This is a genomic window from Clostridium sp. AF21-20LB (assembly GCF_003478795.1).
Lineage (GTDB): Bacteria > Bacillota > Clostridia > Lachnospirales > Lachnospiraceae > Otoolea > Otoolea fessa.
In genome coordinates this window covers 1-1,482 of record NZ_QUGD01000056.1, presented here as the reverse complement: position 1 = coordinate 1,482, position 1,482 = coordinate 1, and the positions used below count along the sequence as shown (strand labels likewise).

General features: G+C 49.3%; 2 protein-coding genes. One reads left to right on the top strand and one right to left on the bottom strand.

Going from position 1 to position 1,482, the window contains the following annotated elements; translation table 11 throughout:
- Positions 1 to 71 precede the first annotated feature (71 nt).
- Complete coding sequence (locus DWX76_RS13860; RefSeq protein WP_147353874.1) at positions 72 to 767, top strand: hypothetical protein; 696 nt, start codon at positions 72 to 74, stop codon at positions 765 to 767.
- On the opposite strand, the gene DWX76_RS13680 is transcribed toward DWX76_RS13860, so the two are convergent.
- The gene (locus tag DWX76_RS13680) at positions 712 to 1,338 is read right to left on the bottom strand and encodes an HD domain-containing protein (RefSeq protein WP_107000681.1); all 627 of its coding nucleotides are present in this window, start codon (positions 1,336 to 1,338) and stop codon (positions 712 to 714) included. The genes DWX76_RS13860 and DWX76_RS13680 overlap by 56 nt on opposite strands.
- Positions 1,339 to 1,482: the final 144 nt, after the last annotated feature.

Here is a 1,482-nt window from a genome sequence, read left to right as displayed (position 1 = left end):
TACGGCACTTTCGGTTCCAAAAGTGCCTACCTGTGAACAGTAACATTTCATTCAGTAAAAGGAGAGCCATTATGATAAATCAAATGATTTCGTTCCATCCTGAAAATTGTCCGTCACCCACATCCAGGATTCATCCACCTGTCACCAATAAATGCCGCCATTTTTCCACCGGTTCCTGTAAACCTTCCCATCTATACGGTGGAACACTCCCGCATCTCGCCTTATGTTCCATGCTCTTATTTCTGCTTTTCTGCCTGCCTCTTCTTAGTTTTACCAGAAACCAGATTCAGCCGGAAGTCCTGGCGTACGCGATCGCCCCGCCGATCCTGCAGACTCATGTGATCGACAACTGGTGGGGTGTTCTCTATCCGCCGCCCGCCCTGTCCGGAGGTGTCATGCCAGAAGAAAACTCAAAAAATCAGAGCGCCGATTCCGTCTCTGATGCTCTGATTTTTGATAACGATATGAACTGGCTGTCGCAAAAGAAACATATCATTTTTGATGTAAACAAGAAATCTACTTCTCTGATTTCCTCTAAAGCTGACCCGATGACTTGCTCCAATCACTCGAAACGTTCTGGAACAGCTTCAGCTTCCAAAACAACCACCGAACCGACAGAATCTTCTTCGAACTCAAAAATAGCAGCCACGCACGCCGTTTCCGCTGACAGCAGTCTGCCGGATAAAGCTCATGCTTCCTCCGACAATTCGATTACTCTTCGGGTAACGTGTCGTTTTTTATCTTTCCTTCCCGGAGGCTCGGAGTGATGAAATTCTCATAGGAATAGTTCCACAGCGTCTCCGAGCCCTTGGCGGTATTCTTATTTCTTCCAAGAATCTGGCTCAGGTGCACGCCGCGCGTCGCCCACGCCTTTCCCTTGGAAGCATCATTGAGCATCGTCGGCTGGATGTTGTCCATCGTATGTGCAAACCGTGCTTCCGGCGTCTCCCCGGCTTCAAATTCATCCCAGAGAGCGCGCAGTTTTTCGCCCTGATCCGGCGGCAGCATTCCGAAAATGCGCTCTGCACCCTTTAATTCTCTCTCCCGCTGGGTTTTCTTCGCCTCCTCATCATAGGCATATGTGTCGCCGGCGTCGATCTCGACCAGATCGTGAATCAGAAGCATGGTAACCGTTTTCAGCACATCGATCGGCTCATTGGAATACTCCGCCAGAAGCACCGTCATGATCGCCATATGCCATGCGTGCTCCGCGTCATTTTCCTTCCGCTCGCCGTCTGTCAGATATGTCTGGCGACCGATAAATTTCTCCTTATCTATCTCCCGGATAAATGCAAACTGCTGCTCCAGACGTTCTTTCTGTTTCTGATTTATATCCATTGTTTCCGCCTCCCTGGTCTATTTCACCACATTTCTAGTTACTGTTCACGCATACGTGCCCAGTAACGGAATTTGCCGTGGCTTCGCATTTAAATACGGCAAATTCCTGCTGCCACCACGTTTTCTTACGGCACTTTCGGTTCC